Source organism: Streptomyces sp. 1114.5 (genome assembly GCF_003635085.1).
In the GTDB taxonomy this organism is placed as follows: domain Bacteria; phylum Actinomycetota; class Actinomycetes; order Streptomycetales; family Streptomycetaceae; genus Kitasatospora.
On sequence record NZ_RBXE01000001.1, the window covers coordinates 3,909,594 to 3,936,574 of the forward strand.

General features: G+C 71.1%; 21 protein-coding genes and 2 pseudogenes. 13 read left to right on the top strand and 10 right to left on the bottom strand.

Annotated features, from left to right (window positions below; all coding sequences use genetic code 11):
* Window positions 1-298: 298 nt before the first annotated feature.
* Window positions 299-460 (bottom strand): annotated as a pseudogene (locus tag BX285_RS17580) (ATP-binding cassette domain-containing protein); the annotation flags it as partial.
* Between the two features lie 114 nt (window positions 461-574).
* On the opposite strand from BX285_RS17580, the pseudogene BX285_RS17585 reads away from it, so the two are divergent.
* Window positions 575-832 (top strand): annotated as a pseudogene (locus BX285_RS17585) (helix-turn-helix transcriptional regulator); the annotation flags it as partial.
* A 20-nt stretch (window positions 833-852) separates the two neighbouring features.
* Here BX285_RS17585 and BX285_RS17590 read toward each other — a convergent pair.
* From BX285_RS17590 to BX285_RS17600, 3 genes are all read right to left on the bottom strand, one after another.
* A complete protein-coding gene (locus BX285_RS17590; protein WP_121175626.1) occupies window positions 853-1,686 on the bottom strand; it encodes an alpha/beta fold hydrolase in 834 nt (277 codons plus the stop codon).
* 216 nt (window positions 1,687-1,902) lie between these two features.
* The gene (locus tag BX285_RS17595) at window positions 1,903-2,103 is read right to left on the bottom strand and encodes a hypothetical protein (RefSeq protein ID WP_121175627.1); all 201 of its coding nucleotides are present in this window, start codon (window positions 2,101-2,103) and stop codon (window positions 1,903-1,905) included.
* 34 nt (window positions 2,104-2,137) lie between these two features.
* Window positions 2,138-3,205, bottom strand: coding sequence for an alpha/beta fold hydrolase (locus BX285_RS17600; RefSeq protein WP_121175628.1), 1,068 nt, complete (start codon window positions 3,203-3,205; stop codon window positions 2,138-2,140).
* A 231-nt stretch (window positions 3,206-3,436) separates the two neighbouring features.
* On the opposite strand from BX285_RS17600, the gene BX285_RS17605 reads away from it, so the two are divergent.
* Complete coding sequence (locus BX285_RS17605; RefSeq protein ID WP_097238851.1) at window positions 3,437-4,252, top strand: alpha/beta hydrolase; 816 nt, start codon at window positions 3,437-3,439, stop codon at window positions 4,250-4,252.
* Between the two features lie 9 nt (window positions 4,253-4,261).
* On the opposite strand, the gene BX285_RS17610 is transcribed toward BX285_RS17605, so the two are convergent.
* Both BX285_RS17610 and BX285_RS17615 read right to left on the bottom strand, forming a co-directional pair.
* Window positions 4,262-7,057 carry a helix-turn-helix transcriptional regulator gene (locus tag BX285_RS17610; RefSeq protein ID WP_259470560.1) on the bottom strand — a complete coding sequence of 932 codons (2,796 nt, stop codon included), beginning with the start codon at window positions 7,055-7,057 and terminating at the stop codon, window positions 4,262-4,264.
* A gap of 8 nt (window positions 7,058-7,065) precedes the next feature.
* Complete coding sequence (locus tag BX285_RS17615) at window positions 7,066-7,863, bottom strand: AAA family ATPase (protein WP_220783914.1); 798 nt, start codon at window positions 7,861-7,863, stop codon at window positions 7,066-7,068.
* A gap of 724 nt (window positions 7,864-8,587) precedes the next feature.
* Between BX285_RS17615 and BX285_RS17620 the strand changes: the two genes are divergently transcribed.
* The 3 genes from BX285_RS17620 (at window position 8,588) to BX285_RS17630 (ending at window position 12,951) form a co-directional block, all read left to right on the top strand.
* Window positions 8,588-9,523 (top strand): alpha/beta hydrolase, encoded by a 936-nt coding sequence (locus tag BX285_RS17620; RefSeq protein ID WP_121175630.1) that lies wholly within the window; start codon window positions 8,588-8,590, stop codon window positions 9,521-9,523.
* A gap of 346 nt (window positions 9,524-9,869) precedes the next feature.
* Window positions 9,870-11,408: an RICIN domain-containing protein gene (locus BX285_RS17625; RefSeq protein ID WP_121177603.1), complete on the top strand. Its 1,539-nt coding sequence runs from the start codon at window positions 9,870-9,872 to the stop codon at window positions 11,406-11,408.
* Window positions 11,409-11,436: 28 nt separating this feature from the next.
* Window positions 11,437-12,951 (top strand): RICIN domain-containing protein, encoded by a 1,515-nt coding sequence (locus BX285_RS17630; RefSeq protein ID WP_121175631.1) that lies wholly within the window; start codon window positions 11,437-11,439, stop codon window positions 12,949-12,951.
* A 68-nt stretch (window positions 12,952-13,019) separates the two neighbouring features.
* Here BX285_RS17630 and BX285_RS17635 read toward each other — a convergent pair whose 3' ends face one another.
* Together BX285_RS17635 and BX285_RS17640 are read right to left on the bottom strand one after the other, a co-directional pair.
* The gene (locus BX285_RS17635; RefSeq protein WP_097238856.1) at window positions 13,020-13,586 is read right to left on the bottom strand and encodes a hypothetical protein; all 567 of its coding nucleotides are present in this window, start codon (window positions 13,584-13,586) and stop codon (window positions 13,020-13,022) included.
* 62 nt (window positions 13,587-13,648) lie between these two features.
* Window positions 13,649-14,794, bottom strand: a complete 1,146-nt coding sequence (locus tag BX285_RS17640) for a hypothetical protein (RefSeq protein WP_121175632.1) — start codon at window positions 14,792-14,794, stop codon at window positions 13,649-13,651.
* Between the two features lie 294 nt (window positions 14,795-15,088).
* Between BX285_RS17640 and BX285_RS17645 the strand changes: the two genes are divergently transcribed.
* The 3 genes from BX285_RS17645 (at window position 15,089) to BX285_RS17655 (ending at window position 19,366) form a co-directional block, all read left to right on the top strand.
* A complete protein-coding gene (locus BX285_RS17645) occupies window positions 15,089-15,811 on the top strand; it encodes a hypothetical protein (RefSeq protein WP_097238858.1) in 723 nt (240 codons plus the stop codon).
* 76 nt (window positions 15,812-15,887) lie between these two features.
* On the top strand, window positions 15,888-17,741 hold the full coding sequence (locus BX285_RS17650; protein WP_121175633.1) for an RICIN domain-containing protein: 1,854 nt from the start codon (window positions 15,888-15,890) through the stop codon (window positions 17,739-17,741).
* 362 nt (window positions 17,742-18,103) lie between these two features.
* Complete coding sequence (locus BX285_RS17655) at window positions 18,104-19,366, top strand: hypothetical protein (protein WP_147465181.1); 1,263 nt, start codon at window positions 18,104-18,106, stop codon at window positions 19,364-19,366.
* Between the two features lie 69 nt (window positions 19,367-19,435).
* On the opposite strand, the gene BX285_RS17660 is transcribed toward BX285_RS17655, so the two are convergent.
* Window positions 19,436-20,344: a LysR substrate-binding domain-containing protein gene (locus BX285_RS17660; RefSeq protein WP_179852939.1), complete on the bottom strand. Its 909-nt coding sequence runs from the start codon at window positions 20,342-20,344 to the stop codon at window positions 19,436-19,438.
* A 258-nt stretch (window positions 20,345-20,602) separates the two neighbouring features.
* Here BX285_RS17660 and BX285_RS17665 point away from each other — a divergent pair, with 258 nt between their 5' ends.
* The 5 genes from BX285_RS17665 (at window position 20,603) to aspA (ending at window position 26,170) form a co-directional block, all read left to right on the top strand.
* Window positions 20,603-21,397, top strand: a complete 795-nt coding sequence (locus BX285_RS17665; protein ID WP_121175635.1) for a gamma-glutamyl-gamma-aminobutyrate hydrolase family protein — start codon at window positions 20,603-20,605, stop codon at window positions 21,395-21,397.
* Between the two features lie 85 nt (window positions 21,398-21,482).
* Window positions 21,483-22,160, top strand: coding sequence for a FadR/GntR family transcriptional regulator (locus tag BX285_RS17670; protein WP_097238863.1), 678 nt, complete (start codon window positions 21,483-21,485; stop codon window positions 22,158-22,160).
* Complete coding sequence (locus tag BX285_RS17675) at window positions 22,157-23,596, top strand: amino acid permease (protein ID WP_121175636.1); 1,440 nt, start codon at window positions 22,157-22,159, stop codon at window positions 23,594-23,596. The genes BX285_RS17670 and BX285_RS17675 overlap by 4 nt, the downstream gene beginning before the upstream one ends.
* 101 nt (window positions 23,597-23,697) lie before the next feature.
* Window positions 23,698-24,714 (top strand): asparaginase, encoded by a 1,017-nt coding sequence (locus BX285_RS17680; RefSeq protein ID WP_121175637.1) that lies wholly within the window; start codon window positions 23,698-23,700, stop codon window positions 24,712-24,714.
* 46 nt (window positions 24,715-24,760) lie between these two features.
* Window positions 24,761-26,170, top strand: a complete 1,410-nt coding sequence (aspA, locus tag BX285_RS17685) for an aspartate ammonia-lyase (protein WP_097238866.1) — start codon at window positions 24,761-24,763, stop codon at window positions 26,168-26,170.
* 204 nt (window positions 26,171-26,374) lie between these two features.
* Here aspA and BX285_RS17690 read toward each other — a convergent pair whose 3' ends face one another.
* Window positions 26,375-26,977, bottom strand: coding sequence for a hypothetical protein (locus BX285_RS17690; RefSeq protein ID WP_121175638.1), 603 nt, complete (start codon window positions 26,975-26,977; stop codon window positions 26,375-26,377).
* Window positions 26,978-26,981: the final 4 nt, after the last annotated feature.

The following is a 26,981-nucleotide window of genomic DNA, read 5'->3' on the forward strand; positions in this document are numbered from 1 at the left end:
TTACTCCTCGTTCTCATCTATCAACGAGCGCGCGGCACGCCGGACGCGCCCGCCGCCGGGCACCCCCGGCTCGCACCACTGTCGCCGACCCGTCCCCGGCACACATCAGTCATTTGACTGCAGGACACACCCAGGGCTTCGGCGGGTCTGCGCGGCGGGCGCCGCCGGCCGACAGGGCTGCGCCGGCGCCACGTTCGTTCCGGCGGGCCGACGGTTCCTTCTACCAGTGGCATTGATGCCGTGCCGTAGGTGCCGAAGGCGAAGCACTGCAGGCCGTCGCCATGGTCGAGCACGGTGGAGTGCCGGCGAGAACCCGCAACAGGGTGGACTTGCCGGCGCCGTTCTCCCCGATCAGGCCGATCCGGTGGCCGGGGGAGGCGGTCAGGCAGACGCCGTCGAGGACGCGCCGGCCACCGACGCCGAGCGCGACCCTGACCGGCAGGCCTGGCACCGGGCCCATGCCGCGGTCGGGCCGGACGAGCAGGTGGCGGCCGCGCTGGAGAGCTCCGCCGACCGGGCCCTCGCGCGCGGTGGCCGGGCGGCCGCCGCGTCCTTCGGCGAGCCGCTCGGCATGGAGGCGTTCGCCGAGCGGGCCCGGCGAGAACTGCTCGCCACCGGCGAGACCGTCCGCAAGCGGGCCCCCGGCGCGCCGGTCCTGACTCCGCAGGAGGCGCAGATCGCCCGCCTCGCGGCCGGCGGGCACCCGAACGCGGAGATCGGAGCGCGGCTGTTCCTCAGCCCCCGCACGGTCGAGTGGCACCTGCGCAAGGTCTTCGCCAAGCTGGGGATCTCCTCCCGCCGTGAGCTCGACGGCGCCCTGGCCGGGCAGTAGCCGGCCGCCGGGCAGGGCCTTCAGCGGGTGGCGCGGGCGGCCTTCTCGACGACCCCGGTCACCAGGCCCGGGTGGGACACCGCGACGGAGTGGGACGCGGCCACCTCGGTGGTGTGGGCGTGGGCGCGCTCGGCCATGAACTGCTGCGCGGCGGCCGGGATGTTGAGGTCCTCGGTCGTGACGATGTCCCAGCTGGGTACGGTCTGCCAGGCGGCTGCGGTGGCCTTCTCCGTCAGTGCGGCCTGTGCGATCGGCCGCTGCGACGCGGCCGCCAGCGCGGCCCGGTCGGCCGGGACGTCGGCGGCGAACTGGGCCCGGAACTTGTCCTGCTGGATGTACAGGTCGGTGCCGGTGCTGCCGTCGGCGTTGGTGAACGGCACCGGGTCCAGCGTGCCGGGCAGGGTGGAGCCGGGGAACTGGTCGGTCAGTTGCAGCGCGGACTCTCCCGGCGCGGGCAGGAACGCGGCGACGTAGACGAGGGCCTTGACCCGCGGCTCACCGACGGCGGCCTCGCTGATGACCGAACCGCCGTAGGAGTGGCCGACCAGGACGACCGGGCCCTTGATGTGGTCGACGAGGCTGCGCAGCGCGGCGGCGTCGGAGGCCGGGCCGCGAAGCGGGTTGGCGGCCGCGACGACCGGGTAGCCGTCACGGCGCAGCTTGGCGATCACGCCGTCCCAGCTGGAGCCGTCGGCGAACGCGCCGTGTTCGAGGACGACGGTCGGCTTCGGGGCCCGGTCGGCGGCCGAGTCCTGGGTCGCGGCATTCGCGGTGCCGACGACGGCGAACGCGCCGACGAGGGTGGCGGCGCCGGCGATGAAGCGGCGCGTGCGGCCGTTCTGGATGCTGAACATGGAAACACTCCAAGGGATTTCGAACAGTGCGGTGGATCCGGCGGTCCCCACTGTCGCCCTCGGACCGTTCCCGGCGCATCGGTCATGTGACTTCACGCTTCCGGGCCCCTCCGCGCCTCCGAGCGGCCTCGACGACCGGGCGTCAGGTGACTGATGTGCCGTCATCGGCGGAGAACGTCTTGTCGCCGGTGCCGCGTCGTGCCTGACCTGCTGTGCTCAGAGGCCCGGATCCGCTGCCAGGCAGGAGAACCTGACCGCCAGCGCATCGGGGTCGTGGGCGTCCACCGCCCGATACGCCGGCAGCACCGCCTTCTCCTCGACCATGTCCTCGAAGAGGACGCGTTCCGGGAGCGCGCCGAATCGGGCCTTGCGGATTTCCGTCGCCTGTTCGTGCGTGCCGTGACTGGGATCACTCACGTTCGTACCTCCATGTGGTCGACACGCTTGTGGGTCACAGATGGTCGGCGTCCACCACGGCCTGGGCGAACGCCGTCGGCGCCTCCTGCGGCGCGTTGTGGCCGATGCCCGCGAGGACGCGGTGCTCGTAGGGGCCGGTGAAGAACTGCCGGTACCCGCTGCCGTCGGTCGTGGGCAGGAACGGGTCGAGGGCAGGGTCCACGGCGATGGTCGGTACCGTGACGGGCGGTCGGGCCGCGAGCAGCTGCTCGTAGCGGTCGTAGCAGCGCTCGCCGTCGGCCAGGCCCAGGCGCCAGCGGTAGTTGTGGATCACGATGGCGGCGTAGTCAGGGTTCTCGAACGCCGCGGCCGTGCGCTCGAAGGTGGCGTCGTCGAAGTTCCACGTCGGGGATGTCTCCTCCCACACCAGCCGGCACAGGTCGTGCCGGTTCTGCCTGGTCTCCATGGCGACGCGGCCGCGGTCGGTAGCGAAGTAGTACTGGTACCACCAGGTGTGCTCGGCCTTCGCCGGCAACGGGTTCTTCTGCGACGGGACGTTGACGATGAGGTAACCACTCACCGCCACCAGGGCCTTGACCCGCTCCGGCCACAGCGCCGCGACGGTTCCGGCGGCGCGCGAGCCCCAATCGAAACCGGCCAGCACCGCCTTGTGGATCTTCAGGGCATCCATCAGGGCGATGACGTCGAGGGCGATCGCGGCCTGTTGCCCGGTGCGGACGGTGGTCGGGGACAGGAAGTTCGTGGTGCCGTGGCCTCGCAGGTACGGCACGATCACCCGGTAGCCGGCGTCCGCCAGCAGCGGCGCCACGTCGACATAGCTGTGGATGTCGAAGGGCCAGCCATGCAGGCAGATGACCACGGGCCCGTGCTTCGGGCCGGCCTCGGCGTAGCCGATGTCGAGCACGCCGGCCCGGATGCGCTTCAGGTCTTTGAACGTGGTGTGGGTGCCCGGGGCGACGGCCGGGATGACCGGGGCCGGTCGGCCGGGCCGGTCGGCACCGCCCGCGAAGGCGGCAGGCGCGTTCGATGCCGCGCCGAGCGACACGGCCGTGGCGCCCACGCCGAGACCGACCGCTTTGGTGAAGGTACGCCTGTTGATCATGTCTGATCCTTCCTGGAGACCTGCTGATGCCTCCACTGTTCTTCGGTCACCGGCCCGACGCATCGGTCACATGACGTCGAGACGCACGAAGAGGCTCACAGACGCACGAAGGGTCTGCCGGGCCGCCAGATTCAGTCATTCGACTGTTTCCGCCGTCCTAGCGCTCGGTGATCCTCGAAGGAGCGCCGCGATGCCGGCGGGTCGTCGTGTGCGCAATCGGAAGGTCTGGCCGTGAAGCAAACCCCCGTCGTCCTCATCCACGGTGCGTGGTTCCACATGTCCTCCTGGGAGGGCTGGGCCGAACGGTTCACCGCGCACGGTTACGCGGTGTGCGTCCCGGGCTGGCCCGGCGAAGCGCCCACCGCCGACCAGGCCCGCCGCGACCCCGGCCCGCTGCGCGACCTCGGGCTCGCCGCGCTCACCGCCCACTACGAGGAGGTGGTGCGTACCTTGGACAATCCGCCGGTCCTCATCGGGCATTCGGTCGGCGGCCTCATCGCCCAGCACCTCCTCGCGGCCGGCCTCGGCCGTGCCGCCGTCGCCCTCGCTCCGTTGCCGCCCGGCGGTGTGCCGCTGGACGACGGCCGGCCCCGGCCGTGGTCGCCGATGTCGGCCGGCACGACCCGGAACCCGGGCTTCGGGCTGCTGCCGCGCGCCCGGTTCCGACACCTCGTCGTCAACGCGGTCGGAGAGGAGGAGGCCGAGAAGCTCTTCGACCGGTACGCCGTCCCGGCCCCGCTCCGGCTGCTCGCGGACCTCGGACTCGACCGCACCGCCGCCGGGCCGGCCGACACCGTCGTGAACGCGGCCAACTCGGCACGCGGACCGCTCCTGCTCGTGTCCGGCCAGGAGGACCGGATCGTCCCGGACGCCGTGACCCGCTCGGTCTACAAGCTCTACGGCGACTCCTCCGCCGTGACGGACCTGAAGCAGTTCGCTGATCGAGGGCACTCCCTGGTGTTCGACAGCGGCTGGCGTTCGGTGGCCGACCACGTCCTCGTCTGGCTGGCCGCCAACGGCGTCGAGGCCGTGGTCGCGGGGGGCTGAGCGCGGGCATCAGACCTGCGCCGCGTCGGTCCGGCTCAGTGCGTCGCGCAGCGCCGCCCGGGCCGTGATGCCCAGCTTGGGGAAGATGCGGTACAGGTGTGAGCTGACGGTTCGTGGCGACAGGTGCATCCGCTGGCCGATCTCCTTGTTCGTCAGGCCGCTGGCGGCCAGGTCGGCGATGCGGCGTTCCTGCCAGGTCAGCGAGGCCAGGTTGAGCGTCGAGACGCGGGGGGCAACCCCGGTGGAGCGCAGTTCGGCCCGGGCCCGTTCGGTCCAGCCGGCCGCACCCAGCTGCTCGAACGCCTCGGCCGCCGGGACCACGTACTGTCGTGCCGCCTCCGGACCCTGGACGTGGCGCACCCGGATGCCGTGCGCCAGCCGGATCCGGGCCAGCTCGAACGGGAAGCGGTCGGCGTCCGGGTGGGATTCGGCCCGCGTGAACATCTCGGCGGCCTCCCGCTCGTCCTCGGCGGTCATCGCCAGCGCGCCGTAGGTGATCAGTGCCAGGCGGGGCGACACCTTCGGCAGACCGGTGTCGCGCGCGGCGAGTGCGTGCGCCCGGGCCTGCTCGACGCGTCCGGTGTACCGGGCGGCCTCGACGAGATCGAGCAGGGTGCGCGAGGCCTGGTACGCGTAGGGCCGGAACGTCCCCGGCTGTGTGATGCCGATGGCGTAGAGGTACGCGGTCTCGTAGTCGCCGGAGCTCAGCGCGGCGGTCGCGCCGGCGGAGTCGGCGACCTGGGCCAGGAACCCCAGACCGCGCGGGCGGGCCCAGGCGTCCACCTCGGCCTGGAGGTCCCGCGCCCGCCCGACCTGACCGCGCAGCGCCGCCAGCTGGGCCAGGTACGCGCGGCTCTGGGCGGCGAACAGGTGGTGGCCGTGCTCGGTGGCCAGGTCCAGGCCGCGCTGTCCGGTGTCCTCGGCCTGGGCCCATTCGCCGGCCGTCATCTGGTCGAGCATGATCTGGTGCAGCATGACCATGCCGGTGGCCACGGCTCCGGTCTCCAGCTCGCGGTCCACGACGCGCTGGAGGTGGGGGCGGTAGTGGCTCAGGACGTCGAGGTGGTACGCGGACGCGCCGAGCCGCGTGACGGCCCAGGGTTCCAGCTCGGACAGGTTCGCGGCGGCCTGTCGCACCGGCCCGGCCCAGCCTGCTCCGTGCCTGGTCACATCGCTCCACGTGTCGCTGTAGAGGCGCGAGTGTTCGGTGACGAGGTCGCCCATGGAGGCGAGGAGTTCGCGCGTGCTCTCCCAGGCCGCGCGGTCCCCGCCGAACTGACTGATGGCCAGGAGCAGGATCACCAGCCGGGTGAGGACCTCGTCGGGTTCGGCGGCCTCGCCGGCGATGGCTGTCCCTGCGTCCCGGAGCTTCTCGATCGCGGCCGAGACCTGGCGGTGCGTGGAGCGGACGTCCCCGTCCTGGTAGAGCGCCCGGTAGGCGGCCGCCAGCACCGAGGCCGGCGAGTCCGTCGAGCCGGGTGCGAGATCTGCCTGGACCAGACGGTGCGCTTGACCAAGGCGAGCGGCGTGACCGGCGACGAAGGCCGCGTTGGTCAGTCGCCGGGACCGGTCGGCGTGGTTCTCGCTGAGCTCGGCGGCCCGGGTCAGCCAGGTCACGGCGGCCAGCGCGCCGCCGCGCCGGGTCGCCGACTCGGCCGCCGCCTCCAGAATGCCGGCGACGTCCTCGTCCGGATCGACCGTTGCCGCTGCCAGGTGCGTCGCCCGGCGTTCGAGGTTCTCCCGATGAAACTGCGCCAGCGCCAGGTGCGCGGCGCGGCGCTGGTTGGGAGTGGCCATCCGCATGACGGCGGACCGCACGAGCGGGTGGCGGAAGACGAGATCGGCGGTGACCACGTCGATGTCCAGCAGACCAGCGGCCACCGCCGTGTCGGCGTCGCGCATGCTGTAGCGGGTGCCGGGGCCGGCGTCGGTGCCGCTCGGGGTCCCGGCGCCGTCGAGCGCGCCCATCAGCAGCTGGGTCCGCACCCGCTCGTCGAGGGCGGCGATGCGGGTGCCGAACAGCCGTTGCAGCCGCCGGGGCAGCGGCACGCCGTGCTGACCGATCAGATCTTCTACCGGGAGGTCGCTCGACCGGCCGGCGAAGTGGGCGGGCAGCTCCACCAAGGCCAGGGGGTTGCCCTGGGCCTGCTCCAGGACGATTCGACGGACCCGTCGGCTCAGCTCCGGGTACCGGTGGTCCAGCAGGCGGGCCGCGTCCTCGTCGGTGAGGGCGGTGATCGGCAGTTCGGGCAGTGCGGCGGTGTCGAAGCGGGACGTGAGGTCGGTGCGGACCGCGACCAGCATCCTCGCCGGGCTGCCGGCCAGGCGTCGGCCCACGAACCCGCAGATGTCGGCGCTGGAGTCGTCCAGCCACTGCGCGTCGTCGAGGACCAACAACAGCGGCCGCTGTGCGGAGGAGAGCGACAACAGGCTGAGCACGGCGATGCCGAGCGCCATGACCGACGGCGGATCGCCCTGCACTCCGCCGAACACAGCGTCGAACACCGCCCGGGTCCCGTCGTCCAGCCGCGCGACGTCGGCGAGCAGCGGATGGAGGAACTGGTGCAGCCCGGCATAGGGCAGCTCGGACTCCGCCTCGACACCGGCGGCCCGGAGGACGACGTGGCCCTCCTGCTCCGCCAGCGCGGCGGCGTGGCCCAACAACGAACTTTTGCCGACCCCCGTCTCCCCTCGCAGGACGAGAGCCTGGCCCGTGGCGGACGTCACGAACGCCACGAGCTCCGCCTGCTCGTCCTCGCGGCCCACCATCGCCGTGGTGACGCCCCATCGCTGCAACCCGGTCATGTGTCCCCCTACCTCTTCCTGATTTCGCTCTCACCGCGCTGCAGCTCCATCAGCGCCAGCGGGTTGCCGCGTGCTTCGGCGACGATCGCGTCCCGTACGCGGGGGTGCACCGGACCGGGCAGCACCGAGTCGAGCAACGCCCGGGCGTCGTCGTCGCGGAGCCCGTCGACCTGTAGTTCAGGCAGGCCGGCAAGGAGACCGGCGCTGGTCGGCGTGCGGACCGACGCCGAGGTGGACACGGCGAAGACCAGGGCCACGGACTCGGCGTCCAGCCGCCGGGCGACGAACGCGAGGACGGCCGCGGAGATCCCGTCGATCCACTGCGCGTCGTCCACGACACAGACCAGCGGCTCGACAGCGGCGGCCTCGGCGAACAGGCCCAGCACGGCCAGTCCGGTCAGCAGACCGCCAGGCGATCCGCCATCGCTCGGTCCGCGCTCCAGCCCCAGCCCCAGCTCCAGCCCCAGCGCCGTCGCCAGAGCGGCTCGCTGCGCCGCCGGCAACCGGTCCAGCTGGCTCAGCAGCGGAGCGCACATCTGCTGGAGAGCCGAGTACGCGATCTCGAACTCGGTTTCCACCCCGACCGTGCGGACGACGCGGCCTGCCGGGGCGCGACCGGCCAGATAGGTGAGCAGCGCGGTCTTGCCGATGCCGGACTCCCCGCGCAGGACCAGTACGCGGCTGTGTCCGCGGCGCAGGTCGAGCAACAGCCGATCGAGTACTTCCTGTTCCCGGGCGCGTCCGCGCAGTTGCGGCGACAACGGATCCCCCGTCCCGTCCGGCCTGCCCTTGCCGCCAGGCTCCACCCTCGTCAACTCCTTCGCCGCAACGGAAGCCGGTCGGCGTCCACCGATCACGATCCCGGGACCACGGGCCCGTCGAGCCAGTGTCGAACCCTGGCCAGTACCCGGGCCGGGGGCGACCAGTGTGGGCTCCTCCCCGCGTCCGCGAGGTTCCGCCAGGACCTCGCCCACCGTCTCCCGGGCGATCACGACCCGTTCCCACACGGCCTGCGCCTCCCGCAGCACCGCCCGCGTCCGCGCCTGGCACCGCCTGCACCCCCGCGTCCGGCGACGCTCCGCCTGGAGCGACCACCAGGGCCAACTCCCCACCGTCGAGGGCACCCTGATCCGCCTCGACGTCGAAATCGGCCGTATTGAGTCATACGACTGATGCGTCGGTCCGTGCTGACACGTCAGGATCGGATCCGCGTCCCGTGCAGGTGTGGCGGGCGTCTCGCGCCCAACCGCCGCGCGCGGCCGGAGGAGACGCAACACACTCCTGCGGACGGCCACAACAACCGCGCCCGGATCCGTGCGCTGCTCGCCCTTCTCTGTGGTTCGACCAGGGTCATCGGTACCAAGTTCGACGAGTACTGGAACCAGGTCTGACACCGCTCCTGCCTCGGCCCGCACGCCCAGCCCGCGGCACCGGGGCAGGGGCCTCCGGCCCGGGAGGGACAGTCCCATCCTCACGCGTCCGGAACCTGCCGGAAATCCCACGAACCGACCGACTCAAAGGAGTGCCCGCATGGCCAGGTCCGACATCCGTTTCGACAGTGCCGACATCGAGATCGCCGCGCACCTGTACACTCCCGACACCCCCACTGCGGGCCCTCTTTCCGCGCTGGTGGTAGGCCATCCTGGAACAGGGGTGAAAGAGCAGACTTCCGGGACGTACGCGCAAAGGCTCGCCGAGCGCGGGTTCGTGACCCTCGCCTTCGACGCCGCCCACCAAGGCGAGTCCGGCGGTCTTCCGCGGGGCCTGGAGGACCCGGCGCAGCGTGTGGAGGATTTCAAGGCCGCGGTGTCCTACCTCATCGCGCGTGACGACATCGCAGAGGACCGAATCGGCCTGCTCGGCATCTGCGCGTCCGGAGGGTACTCCTTGTCCGCGACCGGCAGTGACAGCCGGGTGCGGGCGGTGGCCGCCGTGTGCACCGCCGACCCCTCCCGCCAGTTCCGGCTGGGAGCCGACGGGGGGCAGAACCCGGCCGTCTTCCGGTCCCTGCTGGACGCGGCTGCCCGGGCCCGTACCGCAGCCGCCCGCGGCAAGGACCCCGGTGTGATGACGATGTTCCCGCGGAGCGCCGAGCAGGCACACGCGCTGGGCGGCGAGCACGGCGTCGAAGGATTCGAGTACTACTGCACCACGCGCGGCGAGCACGAACGGTCCGCGAAGTTCCTGGCCTGGGAAAGCATCGACCGCCTGGCCGGCTACGACCCGTTCTTCGCCGTCCCGCTGATCGGCCCGCGTCCGATGCTGCAGATCGTCGGCGACCGTGCCGTCACCTCGTGGATGGCCGTCCAGGCACATCAGCGTGCCACCGGCCCGGCCGAGCTGTACTGGATCGAAGGCGCCAGTCACGTCGATCTGTATGACAAGAAGGAGTACATCGATGCGGCCGTCGACAAGCTGACCGCTTTCTTTTCCACGCACCTGAACGCTCGAGGGTCGAGCAGCTGAAGCGCGACCCTTGGCTCCCTGCCCTTCCTGTCCGACCGGCGCAGGTGCGCCCGCGCCACCTCGGGCTGCTGAGGGCAGGGTTCGTGCCCGGCGTCGCTGATTCGGGCCGGCGGGACGTCGAGCTGGTGCGCGAGTGGCTCCAGCGCTGCCGGCTCCCTTGTGTCCGGATCTCACTCATGCACTGATCTTCCGACAAGTTGACCATCCACCAGGCACGTCAACCTGTTGCGCGAGGTAGCACTCGGACGGGCAATTGCCATCCCCATGTCCATATGACTTTCTGGAATCACCCGACAGCCCCCTGCAAAAGACCAACAGGCGGCCAGTGAACGGTGAAGGGATGACGATGAGCACTGCTCCTGAGGCAACCACAGGCAGCGAGAGCCCCGCCCCCGTGATCAGCACGGTGGCGGGGACCGGAGTCCCGGGCCCCAAGGGGGACAACGGGTCGGCGGTCCGGGCAGAGCTGAACCGCCCGTTCGGGATCGCGGTGGACAGCACCGGCACCCTCTACTTCGTCGACCGCGACAACCACCGGCTTCGGAAGGTCACGACCGACGGGAGGATCGGAACGGTCGCGGGCACCGGCACCGCGGGTTTCAGTGGCGACAACGGCCCGGCCGCCAGGGCCCAACTGAGCTACCCCCGCGGGGTGGCGGTGGACGGCGCGGGCACTCTCTATCTCACCGACGGCGACAACCATCGCATCAGGAAGATCACGGCCGACGGCACGATCACCACCATCGCCGGCACCGGCACCGCGGGCTTCAGTGGCGACAACGGCCCGGCCGCCAAGGCCCAACTGAACTGTCCGACCGGGCTGGTGGTGGACAGCACCGGCACCCTCCACTTCATCGACCGCGACAACCACCGCATCAGGAAGATCACGGCCGACGGCACGATCACGACCATCGCCGGCACCGACACCGGCACCGGTGCCGCGGGGTTCAGCGGCGACAACGGGCCTGCGGACCAGGCCCAACTGAACCGCCCGCATGGGCTGGCGATGGACGGCACGGGCACCCTCTACTTCACCGATGCCGACAACCACCGCATCAGGAAGATCACGGCCGACGGCACGATCACCACCATCGCCGGCACCGGCACCGCCGACTCCACCGGCGACGGCGGCCCAGCCGACGAGGCCCAACTGAACTGTCCGACCGGGCTGGTGGTGGACAGCACGGGCGTCCTCTACATCGCCGAATACAACAGCCACCGAGTCCGGAAGATCACGGCCGAGGGCACGATCACCACCATCGCCGGCACCGGCACCGCCGACTCCACCGGCGACGGCGGCCCAGCTGACGAGGCCGAGCTGAACAACCCCTTGGGGCTCGCTCTGGACTGCGTCGGCACCCTCTACATCTCCGAGTACGGCGGCCACCGGATCCGGAAGGTCACCTCACCCGCGACGGCCGGCCTGCCCGAGTCGGGCACGGTGGTCTCCTGGGCCAACGTCCGCAGCAGGCTGCGGATGGGCGCCCTGCGCGAGTCCACCAAGGACGGGGCCGAGATCCACCAGGTCATCGCCGCGCCCCGGGAGCACCAGCGGTGGCGCCTGGTGGTGGCGGGCCAGCAGGACGGCGAGGTGCTCTACACCTTCGAGAACGTGCGCAGCGGCTTGGTCCTGGAGGTCCCCGACGGGCTGAAGGTGCACGGGACGGTGGTCGCGCAGCGCGCCTACCAGGGCGCTGACGCACACCACCAGCAGTGGCGGCTGATCCCCATCGGCCCCGCGACCGACAGCCCCCGGGTGTTCGAGATCGCCAACCGGCACAGCGGCTTGCTGCTGCGCGTCGACGCCACCACCCCCGCGGCCGTCCAGCAGCGAGGGGCCGACGGCGACCACCGCAACCGGCAGTGGCAGCTGCTCCCCATCTGACCGAATGTCGGGCACCACGACCGAAGGAATGACGATGAGCACTCCCAACAACCCGTCCGTCCCTCCGATCGCCACGGCCGCGGGGACGGGTACAGGAGGGTTCGCCGGGGACGGCGGCCCTGCCGCTTCGGCCCAGCTGAACTACCCGCTGGGGGTGACGGTGGACAGCACGGGCACCCTCTACATCGCCGACTACAGCAACAACCGGATCCGGAAGGTCACCACGGACGGCCGGATCAGCACCATCGCCGGCACCGCTTCCGCGAGCTTCAGCGGTGACAACGGCCCGGCCAACAAGGCCCAGTTGAACCAGCCCCGCGGACTGGCGGCGGACCGCGCGGGCACCCTCTACATCGCCGACGCCGCCAACCAGCGGATCCGGAAGATCACGGCCGACGGCACGATCACCACCATCGCCGGAACCGGCTCCGCCGCCTCCACCGGTGACAACGGCCCGGCCAACAAGGCCCAGCTGAACTACCCGTTGGCGGTGACGGTGGACAGCACCGGCATCCTCTACGTCTCCGACTACAACGGCCACCGGGTCAGGAGGATCACCGCGGACGGCCGGATCAGCACGGTCGCGGGGACCGGGGTCGCGGGCTTCAGCGGTGACAACGGCCCGGCCAACAAGGCCCAGCTGTACTACCCGCGCGGGCTGGCGGTGGACGGCGCGGGCGCCCTCTACATCGCCGACGGCAGCAACCACCGGATCAGGAAGGTCGCGGCCGACGGCACGATCACCACCATCGCCGGCACCGGCACCGCCGGCTCCACCGGTGACAACGGCCCGGCCACCAAGGCCCGACTGAACAGCCCTTTGGCGGTGGTGGTGGACAGCACCGGCGTGCTCTACATCGCCGACCACGCCAACCACCGGATCAGGAAGGTCGCGGCCGACGGCACGATCACCACCATCGCCGGCACCGGCACCGCCGCCTCCACCGGTGACAACGGCCCGGCCGACAAGGCCCAGGTGAGCCTCCCGTCCGCGCTCGCCCTGGACAGCGTCGACACGCTCTACATCGCCGAGTACGGCGGTCACCGGATCCGGAAGATCGCCTCGCCGTTGATGGCCGGTCTGCCCGCGTCGGGCACGGTGGTCTCCTGGGCCAACGTCCGCAGCAGGCTGCGGATGGGCGTGCTGCGCGAGTCCACCGAGGACGGGGCCGAGATCCACCAGTCCCTCGCCGTCCCCCGGGAGCACCAGCGGTGGCGCTTGGTGGTGGCGGGCCAGCAGGACGGCGAGGTGCTCTACAGGTTCGAGAACGTGCGCAGCGGCAAGGTCCTGGAGATCCTCGAAGCGGAGGAGGCCGCCGGTGCGGTGGCGGCGCAGGGCGCCTACCAGGGCGCTGACGCACACCACCAGCAGTGGCGGCTGATCCCCATCGGCCCCGCGAGCGACAGCCCCCGGGTGTTCGAGATCGCCAACCGGCACAGCGGTCTGGTGCTGCGCGTCGACGCCACGGGGCCGGCGGCGATCAAGCAGTACGAGGCGGACGGCGACCACCGCAACCGGCAGTGGCAGCTGCTCCCCGTCTGACACGAGCTCTGACACATGCGAAGGGGGTCAGGGGCGGCAGCGCCCCTGACCCCCTTCGCGGTCGACCGCTACTGGGAGCTCGACGGGTCGGCCGCGGTCGGCTTGGTGGCCTTGGGCGTGGCGGGGGGCTCGGGGGCCTCCGCGGTCGGCTTGGTGGCCTCGGGCGTCGCGGGGGGCTCGGGGGCCTCCACGGTCGGCTTCTCCGGCTTGGGGGGCTTCTTGTAGTCGTCCCTCTTCGGCCTGCTCACCAAGTCCGGGGCCTTCTGGAGATCGTCGTTCTGGGTCACCGTCGGACTGGCTGCCCGCATGCGGCCGGCCGCGGCCGTGGAGACCGAACCGGGGTCCTTGGCGTACTGCGCCTGCGTGCCGGCCGAGGCCTGGGTGGTCTGGACGAAGGAGCCGAGGAAACCCAGGATGGCCCGTGCTTCGGGCGACTGCTCCTGCACGATCTTTGCCCGGTTGTTGGCCCCGTGGATCCCGCTGGTGAACAGGCTCGTGGTCGTGTCGTCGTACGTCTCGTCGTCGGAGTCCTCGAAGTCGACGTCCGCGCCGGGCTCCGGCTTGTCGCCGTCGGAGATCACCGAGAAGAGCCCCGCGCCCGTGCCCGCGGATTCGAAGATGTTGCCGAACACCATGGTTGTCACCTCTGGTCGTCGTGGCGGCGCCGCGCCCGTTCACGGCTGTTGGAACAGCTCGGTCAGGGCAGTTTGAAAAGGTCTCGTTCGCTGTCGGTCAGGCTCTCGCCGTCGAACATCGTGTGGTGGACCTCCAGAGCGGAGACCACCTCGGCCAGCCCCTTCATCCGGAAGCCGCCGCCCGCCAGGTCGAGGTCGGCGATGTCGCGGGCCACCACCTTGGCGAGGCCGGGGTAGTCCCCGGGCTGCGGTGGCGAAAGAACCGCCACCGGCACGTCGTACTGCACGGCGAGCAGCCCGGAGAAGGTCACCGGGATCTCGTAGGAGTACTGCTTGCGGGTGCGCCGCTGGCTGGCGATGGTCGCCATCCGGGTGGTCGGCGGGACCTTGCCGGAGATCTGCGAGGTGGACTTCCAGCTGGTGGTCAGGGTGCCACCGACGGAGGCCGTGATGCCCTGCATCAACGCGGCGTTGAGCTGCGCGCTCCCGGTGGCGCTGCCCGTGGTCGTGAACGCCACCGAGTCCGTGATCGAGGATGTCGCGGTGGCCGTGGCGGAGGCCTGCGCCGTAGTGGACATCGTGTTGGTCACGCCGTTCTCGGTGGCGTTCGCGTTGTCCAACCCGACGTTGTCCTTGCTGTTCTTGTTGGTCACCGTGGCGGTGCACTTGTTGGCCATGGCGTTCTGCAGCTGGGCGCTGAGCTGTCCCTGGAGCTGTCCCTGGAGCTGTCCCTGGAGGCTCAGTTGGAGCTGGTTCTGCAACTGCAGCTGGAGTTGCGCGCTGACGTTGCCGCCGAAGGTCAGCTGGGACGACCCCTGCAGTGACCAGGTGACGGCGTTCGAGACGGTGAAGTCGACCGTGTCGGTGAAGCTCATGTCGGACGTCAGGCTGCGGTTGACGTAGCTGCGCGAGGAGAACATGTCGGGCGGCGGCTGCTGGATGTCGCGCCGCTCCTCGATCAGCGGCTCGCCGAGGTTCATGTAGGCGAGCCAGCCGAGTTGGTGGGCCGTACCGGGGAAGGTGCCGAAGCTCGCCTTGTTGACGGAGAAGCCGACGGGTTTGTGCTGTACGCCGTAATCGTCGACGTAGACCAGGCTGGGGTGCTCCAGGATGGCTTGCCAGGTCTGCTCGATGCCCAGTTCCCGCAGGTTCTTCTTGGTCAGCGGCTGGCGCTTGGCCCGATCCAGGTTGTATGCGTTGGAAGGCATTCCCCGTCCTCGGATGATGTCCTCGAATGATCCGGTCGAACCGCGATCGGTGAACTCGGTGAAATAGGAACAGAATTGTGCGCACGTTCCGGCGACCGAAGCTAGCACGGGCCTTATCGCCGGAAGCGACCTGTCCCCGCATGACACTCGTTCGGGTGAAGCAACCTCCGTGCTCTACACACCAGTTGGTGATTATGGAACCGTGGCGCCGCTGGCAGTTTCCGTGCAATGCACTCCTGAACCGAGCGTCCGACGCATTGTTCTCCCACATCCCGAACAGGTGAGGTTTCCGCGATGTACACCCAAGAACGCACCGCGATGGCGAATTTGGTGGTCGGCGGCCCGGTGGCGGTGAACAGCTACGACAACGCGATCGTGGCGGCGCTGATCGAGAACCGCCCGGTCATGCTCGTGCACGCCTTCAACGGCGGCTACTTGCGGCCCGTCGAGCTCAAGGACTCCGTCCACGACAAGGGCGTCAAGCTGGCCACCACGCTGGACCCGGACACCAAGGACGCGAAGGGCCACCTCTGGTACATCACGCCCGGCGGCTTCTTCGGGCAGCGACCGCTCTACTTCCTGGAGAGCGCCGCCGGCCAGACGATGCCCGCGCCCATCGATCCGGCCGGCACCGCCGCCGGGCGCGGCGACGACGGCACCCCGAAGCCGCAGCGGCGCCGCATCAGCGTCCACCAGGACGCCCCGAAGGCCACGGCGGCCGACACCGTGCAGGTCGGCCTCCCCAGCAAGGTCGGCGACAAGTGGCGCGGCAAGAACGGCGCCCCCGAGGACACCCAGCTCTTCGTCGTCTCGGTGACACCGTGGGGCGGGATCACCTTCGTGCCGATCACCCACCCCGACGCCATCCTCGGCTTCAAGGACTACGCGGTGACGCCCGACAACGAGGTGCGCACCACCTACAACTGGGGCGGAGACTTCACCGGGACGATCATCAACACCTTCTACCCGCGGCTGCCCAACGAGTGGAACGTGCCGTACCACCACGTCTTCACGTGAGCCGAGCCCGTCGCCGCGTCACCACCGTCCCTAGCCAAATCCCCTAATGCCTTGAAGAGTTGGAAGAGGCGCCACGATGCCCGTGCCCACGCAAGAACTGAAGCTGGAGATCGTCAACGCCGCCACGGGGAAGACCCTCGGCGCCCCGCCGACGCCGTACTCGGACGGGGCACTGGTCGTCCGCGGCTTCCCCGGGGACGGCCCGAGCCCGGAGCAGTGGCAGCTCGCCCCCGTGCAGACCGCGAACGGCGGGTTCGAGCAGGACGACCAGGGCTATGTGATCCGCAACGCGGCCGACAACAAGGCGCTCGAACCCATCAGCAAGGACGGCGGCGTCCGCCGGTCGGCCGCCGCAGCGGGCAAGAAGGACCAGCAGTGGCACGTCGTCCCTGTCGAGGGTGAGGCGGGCCTCTACTTCATCGAGAGCGTGACCGACGGCACCGTCCTCGACCTCCCCGACCGTGACGAGGACGACGCCGATGAGCCCGAGATCCGTGTCGTCCTGCGCAGGTACGACGACGCCGCGAAGAGCCAGCGCTGGCGCTTCGTCACCGCCGAACCCGCCCGCACCAGCGACCTGGTGCTGCGCTTCGCCCAGCGCGACCACTGGAACGGCCGCCGGTCCTGGCCCCTGGTCCGCTCGACCGCGCTGCGGATGGTCCCCGGCGCCACCCCCTCCTTCAGCGACATGCTGCTCGTCCTGGAGCAGTTCGGGAGCGACAAGACCGCCGGGGAGTGGACCGGCGAGGGGCCCAACCGCGTTCCTGGTCAACCGGGTTGGTGGGCCGGCGCCGGCGCGCGGTTCCTCGCCGACCGCACGGGGGCGGGGCGGCACGACATCGTGGCACTTCGGCCCGCCAAGGGGGCCGTGACGGCGCCCAGTCGGGGCGACGGCACCTTCGACGACGAGCAGGCCCTGTACAAGTCCGCGCCCGCCCTGGCGCCCACCGACCTGTGGACCCTCGCCGACACCACGGGCAGCGGCAAGCCCGATGTCGTGGTGCTGGCCGCCGACGGCGTCCGGGTGTCACTCCAGGGCGACGGCGGCAAGTTCGCCCCTGCCGCCGGCAAGTTGGTCCTCAAGGCGTTCGGCAGCGACCCGAAGGCCGGTGGCTGGCTCGCCGACCAGCACCCCCGCTTCCTCGCCGACACCACCGGCGACGGCCGCCTCGACCTCGTCGGCTGCCACGAGGACGGCGTCTGGATCTCCCTCCAGGCCGACGACGGCACGTTCGCCGATCTCCCGGGTGAGCCGGCCCTCAGGGCCTTCGGCCACGGCGAGAAGGCGGGCGGCTGGCTCCTCGACAGGCACCCCCGCTTCCTCGCCGACACCACCGGCGACGGCCGCCTCGCCCTCGTCGGCTGCCACGACGAGGGCGTCTGGGTCTCCCTCCAGGGCGACGACGGCACGTTCACCGAACCCTCGCTCGTCCTGGGCGACTTCGGGACCGTCCAGGGCTGGAAGTCGGTCGCGAAACACCCCCGCTTCCTGGTCAGGACCACCGCCGACGGCCCCATGGACATCGTCGGGTTCGGCCCGCAGGGCGTCGCGGTGTCCCGCGGGCGCGGCGACGGCACCTTCGAGCCCGCCAAGCTGGTCCTGAACGACTTCGGGACGGCGCAGGGGTGGACGCCCAAGAAGCACCTGCGGTTCCTCGCCGACGTCACCGGCGACGGCACCCCGGACATCGTCGGCTTCGGTGACGAGGGCGTCTGGGCGTCGCAAGGCCTCGGCGACGGCCGGTTCGGGCAGCCTCAGTTGGTGTGCCGCGGCTTCGGCTACAGCGACGACGCGGGCGCCTGGCGGGTCGACCGGCACCCCCGCTTCGTCGGCGACATCACCGGTGAGGGGCGCGTTGACCTCGTCGGCTTCGGCGGGCCGGGGGTGTTCGTGGCCCGGAACCTCTACCGCCGCTTCAGGACCCGCTGACCCACCACGAGCCATCAGGAGATCATCCGGCTACACCCTTCTCAAAGCGGGGTGATCGTCTGATACTTTTCGTCACTCCGAGCCCGACACCGCGGACCGTTACGGGGACAACCATGGTCGGCGCACGTGCGGGCGGAACCGATTCCTTCGGTGTGAGCGTTGAACCAAGCTACCCGTCTTGCTGTCTGACAGGTTCTCGGCTCGATCATGCGCCGCCCGACCGCGCGGCGTCAAGGTCCGATTCCTGCTCGTCGCAGGACGAGAAGTCCGCAACTGATCGGATTTGATCGTACGGCTCTCACAGGGCAGGCTCGGTGCCGCACAGTGGTGGACCCGCCACGGTCCGGCACGGAGGGAGCCGCATGTCCGGGACCGAGCACAGCAAACCAACGGCACACGTGGTCGTCGGATACACCCCGCAGGACGGCTTCGTCGCCGTCCAGTTCAGTCCGCCTCCAGCGGAATACGTGTGGCACGACCGGCAGGCCGAGCACCGCCGGGACCGGTTCGGGCCGGGCAACTGCTACCAGCAGTGGATCGCCGTCGATGTCGCCACCGGCGCCATCTGGTTCGGGGACACCGACTGGCGGACACAGGACGAGGAGGTCGCCGACTCGCTCCCGGGACATCGCCGGGCCACGGTCGGCGACGGCGCACTGCCGTCCCCGGCCGTGTTCGTGATCCCGCTCACCCACCGGACCGTCGACGACCGGGGAGCCGACACCTGGCGCTTCTTCGGTGTCGAGGAACTCCATGCGCTCGTCCGGCGGCTACTGCCCCTGGTCCAGCGGGTGATCGGCTCGCTGCACCGCGTGGGCCCGGGCGGGGATCCGGAATGGTCCGCCGAAGCCGCCACGGCCTGGACCGATCTCGAACAGGCCTGCCGGTTCACGCTCGACGCGACGGGAACCGTGACCTGGTCCGAACCCCGCATGAGCCCGGTTCCCGCATGGCGGATCGAAGTGCAGGACTTCCTCGCCCGCAACCCCGAGCTCTGCGACCCGGCCTGGGCGACAGCCACGGACGCCGAGCTCGACGGCTGTGCCGCTTACCAGGCCGATTCCGGATACGGCGGCGTTCCGGGCCTGATGTGCGCTACGGCGGGCGTCCGGATCGAGGAGGGCTACACCTTCTACGGCCACCGGGCCGCCCTGTACGCCTACCGTGCGGCCGCCTGCGGCGACCGGACCCCGGTCGAAGCCGGGATCTGGCTGCGGACCACCGATGCCGGACGGAGCAGCTGGGAGGGCGCGAAGGTCGTGGGAGCGAGCCTCGCCGACGCCCCCGACTGCGTGTTGAACCATCTCGCCGAGACGTTCCGCAGCGCCGCGGCCGACGACGGCGTGGTCCTCACCGGCCTGCCGGCCCACCTGCGGCAACAGCGGGCCGAGGAAAGGGCGGCGATCGACGACACGCTCGCCGCCACCGGGGAGGAGCTGAAGCGCCTGGAGGAGTTGCTGAAGGAGGTCCGCCTGGTCCGGAACACCGTCCTGACCCGGGTCCTCAGCTGGACCGACGGGCGGGACGACGAGGTGATCGCCGGTCTCGCGGCGATGTCCCCCGGCGCCGTGGCCGAGTGGCGCGAGCGGCTCACCGCCGACCGGAGCGTCCACACGGAAGCCTGAGGGGCTGCCCGCAGGGCCGGCCCGCAGGCGGGCCGGCAACGCTCCGAACCGTGCGGCGTTGCCCCCCGCTCAGGAGAGGGCGGCCTGCGCCTGCGCGGCGAGCATCCGTTCCAGGGCCAGGAGGGCACACGGGGCGTGCCGGGTGTCGATGCGGACGGTGTAGATGAAACGCGTCAGCTCCGGGTCGGCGAGGGGGCGGGCCACGACCTGCGCGCTGCCCGGGGGCAGCGCCAGCCTGGGCATGACGGCGACGCACAGGCCGGCGGCCACGAAGCCGAGCACGGTGTTGAAGTCGTCGCCGTCGTAGTCCAGGCGGGCCTGGAAGCCGGGAGTCCTGGCCATCTGGGCGAGCAGTTCCAGGCGCAGGGCGGCCTCGGGGGCGGCGATCCACGTCTCCGAGGCGAGGTCGGCCAGGGCGATGACGTCCCGGTCGGCGAGGGGGTGGTCGGCCGGGACGACCGCCACCACCGGGTCCCGGGCGACCAGCAGTCGGCGCAGCGTCCGGGGCGGCGGCACCGGGATGAAGTCGTAGTCGTACGTGAGGGCCAGGTCCATGTCGCCCCGTTTGAGCCGGCTGTAGCCGGCTTCGGGCTCCACCTGGGACAGGCTGACCCGGACGTCGGGGTAGGCCGCGTGGAGCTCCGCCAGCGCCTGCGGGACGATGCCGGCGGCGGAGGAGGCGAAGGCGCCGAGCCTGATCCGTCCCGCCGTGCCCGCGCGCATCGCGTCGAGTTCCACGGAGGCCGCCGCCAGGGCGCTCCGGACGCGCTGTTCGGCGTCGAGGAGGACCATGCCGGCCGGGGTGGCGCGCACCGGGCGGCGCTCTATCAGGATGAGGCCGGCCCGGCGTTCCAGTTCGGCGATCTGTTGGGAGACGGCGGGCGCGCTGTAGCCCAGTTCGCGCGCGGCGACGTTGAAGGAGCCGTGGCGGACCACGGCTTCGAGGGTGGCGAGCAGCCGGGGGTCGAGTCTCTGCACCGAGTTAACGCTCACTTATCTGTCGCGAAGATGTCTTTTCTTGTGCTTAAGCGTGAACGGCAGCAGGATTCTTGCTCGCGGCCCGGATGCGCAAGCCCGGGTCCGCGGGTCACCCCCACCGTCGTCGGGCGCGTTCGCGCGCCCGTCGGGGCCGTGCACCCCCTCCTCCGCAGCCCGCCCGCCACCGCCTCCGTCGGTCGGGTTGCGGGGGAGACGGCCGTCGACGGTCGAATCCCGCCACCCCCGGAAGGAAGTGGTATGCCCAAGCCACTCATCGGACTCACCACGTACCTCGCCCACGCCCAGTGGGCGGAGTGGGAGTTGCCCGCCGCGCTGCTGCCCGCGGCGTACAACAGCTGCGTCCAGGCGGCGGGCGGCCGCGTGGTCCTCCTGCCGCCGGACGTTCCGGAGGCCGCGGCCGATGTCGTCGCGCGGCTGGACGGGATCGTCCTGACCAGCGGTGAGGACGTGGATCCCGCGCTGTACGGGGCGCAGCCGCACCCCTGCACGGGACCGCCGGTGCACGAGCGCGACCGGTGGGAGTGGGCCGTGCTGTCCGAGGCCCTGGCGCGTGACATGCCGGTGCTCGGAGTGTGCCGCGGAATGCAGCTGCTGAACGTGCACGCGGGCGGCACGCTGATCCAGCACCTGCCCGAAACGGTGGGTCACCACGGGCACAACCTGCACGGCGGGCACTTCTCGCCGCACGCCGTCACCACGGTGCCGGGGACGCGGATCGCCGCGCTCCTCCCGGGGACGCGCCACGTCGCCACGCACCACCACCAGGCGGTGGAGTCCCTCGGGGCCGGCCTGGCGGTGGGTGCGCGCACGGCGGACGGCACCATCGAGGCGATCGAGAGCACTCGGCACCGCTTCGTGGTGGGCGTGCAGTGGCACCCCGAGATGGCCTTCGACTCGGCGGTGGTGCACGCGCTGGTGGCCGCGGCCAGGTCGACTCCGCCTGAGCCTCCCGCTCCGAGCCGCTCCGGAGAGCGGAGGGCCCGGGTCCGGCGGAGTGCACCCGAAGTCACCGGTACGACCGCGGTGTCTTGACACCGCGGAGCTCCGGGCCCAGGATCAGCCCGTGAACCTGTCAGACAGCAAGACAGGTGGATCGGTCCCGCGGCGCGTCAGCGCGATGGAAGCGGTGTTCGGCCACCTGCGCAGCGCCATCGAGCGCGGTGAGTACGCCGTGGGTGACAAGCTTCCGTCCGAGGCGGAGCTGTGCCGGATCCTGGAGGTCAGCAGGCCCGTGCTGCGGGAGGCCCTGCGGGCCCTGCAGGCCATGGGTCTGACGGTCTCGAAGACCGGCAAGGGCACCTTCGTCGTGGCGAACACCGTCGAGGACCCCACCTTCGGCGACTACGCCGCCAGCGACCTCCTGGAGGTGCGCCGGCACGTCGAGATCCCGGTCGCCGGGTACGCGGCGCTGCGCCGGACCCCGGAGGACCTGGACCACCTGGCCCACCTGCTCGACCGGATGGAGCGCGAGACCGACACCACGGCGTGGGTCGCGCTGGACACCGTGTTCCACCTGGCGGTGGCCGAGGCCTCCGGCAATCCGGTGTTCCGCCGGGTCATCGAGGAGATCCGTGACGCACTGGCGCGTCAGTCGACCTTCCTCAACGAACTCGGCGGTCGGCGCGAGCAGTCCAACTGCGAGCACCGGGCGATCGTCGAGGCCCTGATCGACGGTTCCGAGTCCGACGCCGTCGAGGCGATGTCCCACCACCTCCACCGCGTGGAGGCCACCCTGACCGACATCGTGCGCCCCCAGCGGGCGGACACCCCGAGAGAAGGCAGAGCCGAGGCGTGAGCGAGCAGTTCCTCAAAGACGAGAAGCGCCCCACGACCCGTCACGTCGACGCCGGAGACACCGGCTACAGCAAGTCCCTGAAACCCCGGCACGTCAACATGATCGCCATCGGCGGCGCGATCGGGACCGGGCTGTTCCTCGGCGCGGGCGGACGGCTCGCCGATGCCGGGCCCTCCCTGTTCGTCGCGTACGCCGTCTGCGGCGTCTTCGCGTTCCTCGTCGTCCGAGCGCTCGGCGAGCTGGTCCTGTACCGCCCGTCCTCCGGCGCCTTCGTGTCGTACGCCCGGGAGTTCCTGGGGGAGAAGGGCGCGTACACCGCCGGCTGGATGTACTTCCTCAACTGGGCGACCACCGGCATCGCCGACATCACCGCCGTCGCCACGTACACCCACTACTGGCACCTGTTCTCCGACGTCCCGCAATGGGTGATCGCGCTCATAGCCCTGGCCGTGGTCCTCACCGTGAACCTCATCTCGGTGCGGATCTTCGGCGAACTGGAGTTCTGGTTCGCCATCGTCAAGGTCAGCGCCCTGGTCGTCTTCATGGGCATCGGGATCTTCCTGCTCGTCACCCAGCACCCCGTCGACGGCACCGTGCCCGGTCCGTCCCTGATCACCGACAACGGCGGGATCTTCCCCAACGGCCTGCTGCCGATGCTGCTGATCATCCAGGGCGTCGTCTTCGCCTACGCCTCCGTCGAACTGGTCGGTGTGACGGCCGGGGAGACCGAGAACCCCGAGAAGATCATGCCGAAGGCGATCAACTCGATCATGTGGCGCGTGGGCCTGTTCTACGTCGGCTCGGTCGTGCTGCTGTCGATGCTGATGCCGTGGAGCTCGTACAGCTCCGGCCAGAGCCCCTTCGTGACGGTGCTCTCCCACATCGGCGTCCCGGCGGCGGGCAGCGTGATGAACCTGGTCGTCCTCACCGCGGCGATGTCCTCGCTCAACTCCGGCCTCTACTCGACCGGCCGCATCCTGCGCTCCATGGCCGTCAACGGATCGGCCCCGGCCTTCACCGCCCGGATGAGCCGCAGCCAGGTGCCCTACGGCGGCATCCTGCTCACCAGCGGCATGTGCGTGCTCGGTGTCGTCCTCAACTTCGTCGTCCCCGCCGACGCGTTCGAGATCGTGCTCAACCTCGCCGCCATCGGCATCATCGCCACCTGGGGCATGATCATGGTCTGCCACCTGCTGTTCTGGCGGAAGACCCAGGCCGGCGAACTGGCCCGCCCCGCCTACCGGTTGCCCGGCTCGCCCTGGACCGAAATCCTGACGCTGGGCTTCCTCGCCACCGTCCTGGTCCTCATGTACGCCGACGGCGGCGCCGGACGCACCACCGTGCTGTGCGTACCGCTCATCGCCGCCGCACTCGTCGCCGGCTGGTACGCGATCCGCGGGCGCATCGCGCGCGTCGCCGCCGGAACCGGCGACTGACACACCGGACGGCCCGGGCGGATGCGCGGAACACCCGCGCATCCGCCCGCGCCCGCCGCCCGCAGGTCCGCACCCCCCACGTCATCACGATCGAGGCAGTCATGTTCACCAGCCCCCGTGCGGACGCACCCGCGATCCGCGAGCCCCGCCACGTTCCGGTCGCCCACGTCACCCGTGGCGGCGTGGTCGAGAGCACCCACTACGGCTCCGTCGTCGTCCTCGACGCGGCCGGAGGCGTCCGCTTCCGCCTCGGCGACGTCGAGACCGCCTTCTTCCCGCGCTCGGCCCTCAAACCCCTCCAGGCCGTCGCCATGGTCCGCGCCGGACTGCCGCTCGACGGCGAACTGCTCGCCCTCGCGATGGGCAGCCATTCCGGCGAGGAACGCCACCTCGCCGGAACCCGGCGGATCCTGGCACTCGCCGGCCTCACCGAGGACGACCTGCGCAACGTCCCCGACCTGCCGTACGACCCGGCCGTCCGCGATGCCTGGATCCGGCAGGACCGCCTGCCCTCCCGGATCGCCCAGAACTGCTCCGGCAAACACGCCGCGATGCTCCACCTCTGCAAGCTCAACGGATGGCCGCTGCAGGACTACGACGCCCCCGAGCACCCGCTCCAACGGACGATCGCGGAAACCGTGGAGGACCTCACCGGCCAGCGCATCGCCCACGTCACCGTGGACGGCTGCGGCACCCCCCTCTTCGCGGTGTCCCTCCACGGACTGGCCCGTGCCGCCGCGCGCATCGCCACCGGCGCGCCCGGGACACCCGAATTCCGGGTGGCGAACGCACTGCGCAGCCACCCGGAAATGGCCTCCGGCGAGGGGCGGGACGTGGCCCGACTGATGCACGCGGTCCCCGGGCTGCTCTCCAAGGACGGCTTCGAGGGCGTCCAGATCGCCGCGCTGGCGGACGGCCGCGCCGTCGCCCTGAAGATCGCCGACGGGGCGAACCGGGCGCGCGTCCCGGTGACGGCAGCCGCCCTGGCGCTGGCGGGAGTCGACCCGCGACTGCTGACCGAATTCGCGGGGGAGCCGGCGGCCGGCGGCGGCCGGCCCGTCGGTGGCGTACGGCCGGTGGCCGCGCTGGACCCGTCAGCCCTGCTCGCCCGCGCCTGACCCTCGGGCCCATCCGGCCCACCACGTCGAGAGGACCCGCACACCCATGACCGCCGCCACCCGCAGCGAACACGACCTGCTCGGGGACCGCCACGTCCCCGCCGATGCCTACTGGGGCATCCACACCCTGCGCGCCACCGAGAACTTCCCCATCACCGGCACTCCCATCTCCGCCTACCCGCACCTGATCGACGCCTTGGCCGCCGTGAAGGAGGCCGCAGCCCTCGCCAACGAGGAACTCGGCCTGCTGGAACCCGCGAAGGCCGCCGCGATCGTCACCGCCTGCCGCGAGATCCGCGGCGGCAAGCTGCACGACCAGTTCGTCGTGGACGTCATCCAGGGCGGCGCCGGCACCTCGACCAACATGAACGCCAACGAGGTCATCGCCAACCGCGCCCTGGAGCTGCTGGGACACGCCAAGGGCGAGTACCGGCACCTGCACCCCAACGAGGACGTCAACCTCGGCCAGTCCACCAACGACGTGTACCCGACGGCCGTCCGGATCGCGACCGTGTCCGCCGTGCGCGGCCTGCTCGACGCGATGGCCGTCCTCCAGGACGCCTTCGCCCGCAAGGCCGTCGAGTTCCGCGACGTCCTGAAGATGGGCCGCACGCAGTTGCAGGACGCCGTGCCGATGACGCTCGGCCAGGAGTTCTCCGCCTTTGCCGTCATGCTCGACGAGGACCGCAGCCGACTCGCGGAAGCCGTCGAGCTGATCCACGAGATCAACCTCGGCGCCACCGCGATCGGCACCGGCCTGAACGCCCCCGCCGGATACGCCGAAGCCGCCCGCAGCCACCTCGCCGCCATCACCGGGCTGCCCCTGGTCACCGCCGCCAACCTCGTCGAAGCCACCCAGGACTGCGGCGCGTTCGTCCAGATGTCCGGCGTCCTCAAGCGCGTCGCCGTCAAACTGTCCAAGACCTGCAACGACCTGCGGCTGCTCTCCTCCGGGCCGCGCGCCGGCCTCGGCGAGATCAACCTGCCGCCGGTGCAGGCCGGTTCGAGCATCATGCCCGGCAAGGTCAACCCGGTGATCCCCGAAGTCGTCAACCAGGTCGCCTTCGAGGTGATCGGCAACGACGTCGCCGTCACCATGGCCGCCGAGGCCGGGCAGCTCCAGCTCAACGCCTTCGAGCCGATCATCCTGCACTCGCTGTCGGAGTCCATCACCCACCTGCGCGCGGCCTGCCTCACCCTCGCCGAGCGCTGCGTGGACGGCATCACCGCCAACACCGAAATGCTGCGCCGGACCGTCGAGAACTCCATCGGCCTGGTGACCGCGCTCAACCCGCACATCGGCTACACGGCCGCCACCGACATCGCCAAGGAGGCCCTTGCCAGCGGCCGGGGCGTCGCCGAACTCGTACTGGAGCGGGGGCTCCTGCCCGCGGAGCGGCTCGCGGCCCTGCTGCGGCCCGAGGCCCTCGCCGGCACCGGCGTGGCCGTGGTCTGAGCACTGCCCCCGCGCGGACCCGCGATGCTGCTCGGGCGGTCTCCCGTCCGGCTCCGGGTCCGCCGAGCCCGCATGCACGGAGGCCCCGACCGGCCGGACCGGTCGGGGCCCTAGGTGTACTGACCACGGAGGTTGGTGATGATCTTGAGGCCTCCTCCTTGGCCGGATCGACATGACGTCACCCGGTCAGTGGGCGTGGAGAAGTCAGTGGGCGTCGCGGCAGGCCCCGGCGGGGGTGCAGAGGGAGAGGGAGAGGGGCCTGCCGGTGGCCGGGATCCGGTAGTGGTATGCGGCGAAGGTGACGAGGTCGGCGGCGCCGAGGTCGATGGTGCGGAGGCGCACGGGACTGACCAGGTGGTCGGGGTCGCCGGACACCTCGATCTGCGCCACCCGGCCGCGGTAGGCCGTGAAGGCGTAGGAGTCCAGGCCCGCCGTGGTGTCGGCCGGCATGGGGGTGCGGGTGAGCAGGTCCTCGACGGCGGCGAACCAGATGGTGGTCGGCGCGACGTCCCTGTGGTTGATGATCGCGTAGCAGACGTCGAGGCTGTCCACCATCCAGAACGCCACCGCCCGGTCCTGGCCGTCGGTGTCGAGCACCGTCATGGTCGAACGCGTCGGTTCGGGGCACTGGGGCGGGAGGTTGAGCGCGGCGACGAGGTCCACGATCCACTGCGCGGACGCCGGGGCCGGCTCCGGAAGCAGCACGGGCCGGCGGGCCGGGACGAGGACCGGCTCGCACGCGGTGGCCGCGGCCAGCACCGTCACCAGCGCCACCGTCGAACAGAGCACCCCGAAGCCGCGTCCCACCGTG

Bases quoted from the DNA above. Each gene is read 5' to 3' on its own strand.
- BX285_RS17590 (WP_121175626.1), bottom strand. From the start codon at position 1,686: ATGTTCAGCATCCAGAACGGCCGCACGCGCCGCTTCATCGCCGGCGCC.
- BX285_RS17600 (WP_121175628.1), bottom strand. From the start codon at position 3,205: ATGATCAACAGGCGTACCTTCACCAAAGCGGTCGGTCTCGGCGTGGGC.
- BX285_RS17610 (WP_259470560.1), bottom strand. From the start codon at position 7,057: ATGACCGGGTTGCAGCGATGGGGCGTCACCACGGCGATGGTGGGCCGC.
- BX285_RS17620 (WP_121175630.1), top strand. From the start codon at position 8,588: ATGGCCAGGTCCGACATCCGTTTCGACAGTGCCGACATCGAGATCGCC.
- BX285_RS17625 (WP_121177603.1), top strand. From the start codon at position 9,870: ATGAGCACTGCTCCTGAGGCAACCACAGGCAGCGAGAGCCCCGCCCCC.
- BX285_RS17630 (WP_121175631.1), top strand. From the start codon at position 11,437: ATGACGATGAGCACTCCCAACAACCCGTCCGTCCCTCCGATCGCCACG.
- BX285_RS17635 (WP_097238856.1), bottom strand. From the start codon at position 13,586: ATGGTGTTCGGCAACATCTTCGAATCCGCGGGCACGGGCGCGGGGCTC.
- BX285_RS17640 (WP_121175632.1), bottom strand. From the start codon at position 14,794: ATGCCTTCCAACGCATACAACCTGGATCGGGCCAAGCGCCAGCCGCTG.
- BX285_RS17645 (WP_097238858.1), top strand. From the start codon at position 15,089: ATGTACACCCAAGAACGCACCGCGATGGCGAATTTGGTGGTCGGCGGC.
- BX285_RS17650 (WP_121175633.1), top strand. From the start codon at position 15,888: ATGCCCGTGCCCACGCAAGAACTGAAGCTGGAGATCGTCAACGCCGCC.
- BX285_RS17655 (WP_147465181.1), top strand. From the start codon at position 18,104: ATGTCCGGGACCGAGCACAGCAAACCAACGGCACACGTGGTCGTCGGA.
- BX285_RS17665 (WP_121175635.1), top strand. From the start codon at position 20,603: ATGCCCAAGCCACTCATCGGACTCACCACGTACCTCGCCCACGCCCAG.
- BX285_RS17670 (WP_097238863.1), top strand. From the start codon at position 21,483: ATGGAAGCGGTGTTCGGCCACCTGCGCAGCGCCATCGAGCGCGGTGAG.
- BX285_RS17680 (WP_121175637.1), top strand. From the start codon at position 23,698: ATGTTCACCAGCCCCCGTGCGGACGCACCCGCGATCCGCGAGCCCCGC.
- aspA (WP_097238866.1), top strand. From the start codon at position 24,761: ATGACCGCCGCCACCCGCAGCGAACACGACCTGCTCGGGGACCGCCAC.